General features: G+C 74.4%; 1 protein-coding gene. It reads left to right on the top strand.

Features of this window, described 5'->3' with window-relative positions:
- Positions 1-182 precede the first annotated feature (182 nt).
- Entirely contained in the window at positions 183-1,250 is a 1,068-nt protein-coding gene (locus FOE67_RS25595; protein ID WP_323385511.1) for an ABC transporter substrate-binding protein, read from the top strand.
- Positions 1,251-1,449: the final 199 nt, after the last annotated feature.

Here is a 1,449-nt window from a genome sequence, read left to right as displayed (position 1 = left end):
GGGCGGCGGCGGGACCGGCCGGGGAACGCGCCGTCACGGCCGTTCCCGGGGTGGGGCTTGCTCGAACACGCGCTTAGGTTAGCCTAACCTCCATCCGAGCCGTTCGCGTGTTCGGTCACGGGACGGCGCCCGGGCGCCGTCCCGGACATCCGTGTACCACCCCGGAGAAGCAAGGTACCCCCGTGAAGACTTCCGCCAGAGCCCGCTCGGTGCCCCACCGCACCTCCCTCCTCCGCCGTTCCGCCCTGGCCGCCGGCGGCGTCCTGTGCGCCGGTGCCCTCCTGACCGCCTGCGGCGGGAACGACGACGGGACCCCGGGCGGCGCCTCCGCCGCCGGGGAGGACACGGAGGCCTCCGAGGGGGACTGGAGCTTCACCGACGACCGCGGCGTGACGGTGAACCTGGACGGCCCCCCGGAGACCGTGGTCGCCTTCGTCGGTGCCGCCGCCGCCCTGCACGACTACGGCGTGACGGTGGACGCCGTCTTCGGCCCGCTGGTGACCCCCGACGGCGAACCGGACGTCCAGGCCGGCGACCTGCCGGTGGACGAGGTGGAGTCGGTGGGCAGCGCCTGGGGCGAGTTCAACCTCGACGCCTACGCCGCCCTCGAGCCGGACCTGCTGGTCTCCACGATGTTCGTCGAGGACGCCCTCTGGTACGTCCCCGACGACAGCGCCGCGAAGATCGAGGGCCTGGCCCCCACCGTCGGCCTGTCCGTGGCCTCCCCCAGCACCGTCGTCGAGGCCATCGACCGGCACGCCGAACTGGCCGAGGCCCTGGGCGGCGACCTCTCCGCCGAGGCGGTGACCGAGGCGAGGGAACGCTTCGAGGCGGCCGCCGAGGATCTGCGGCAGGCCACCGAGGAGAACCCCGGCATCCGCGTGATGGCCGCATCCGGCTCCGCCGACCTGTTCTACGTCTCCGACCCCAAGGCGTCCCCCGACCTGTCCTACTTCGCGGAACTCGGCGTGGAGATGGTGGTCCCCGACGAGGCCCCGGCCGGCTTCTTCGAGGAGCTGAGCTGGGAGAACGCCGACCGCTACGACGCCGACATCATCCTCCTGGACGGTCGTACCGGAGTCATGCGGGCCGAGGACCTGGCCGACAAGCCGACCTGGGCGCAGCTGCCCGCCGTGCGGGCGGACCAGATCGCCCGCTGGACCACCGAGCCCCGGTACTCGCACGCCGGCTTCGCCCCGATCCTCGAGGATCTCGCCGAGGCCATCCGCAACGCCGAGCGCGTCGCCTGACGCGCCCCCTCACCGTCCCCGGTTCGCCGGCCCCTGTCACGGGGCCGGCGAAGGCCGTGCCGGCCGGGGACGGAACCGGCAGGACGCGAACGGCGCCGAGGTGCCCGAGCGGGACGGCGAGGGGACCCACCGGTGTCGGTGGGTCCCCTCGCCCCCGCCGGTCGGCGACGACGCGTCACCCCCCGGGAACGCCCCGCCC

The organism is Streptomyces calidiresistens (assembly GCF_014141525.1).
GTDB lineage: Bacteria > Actinomycetota > Actinomycetes > Streptomycetales > Streptomycetaceae > Streptomyces > Streptomyces calidiresistens.
This window is presented reverse-complemented; position numbering and strand designations above follow the sequence as displayed.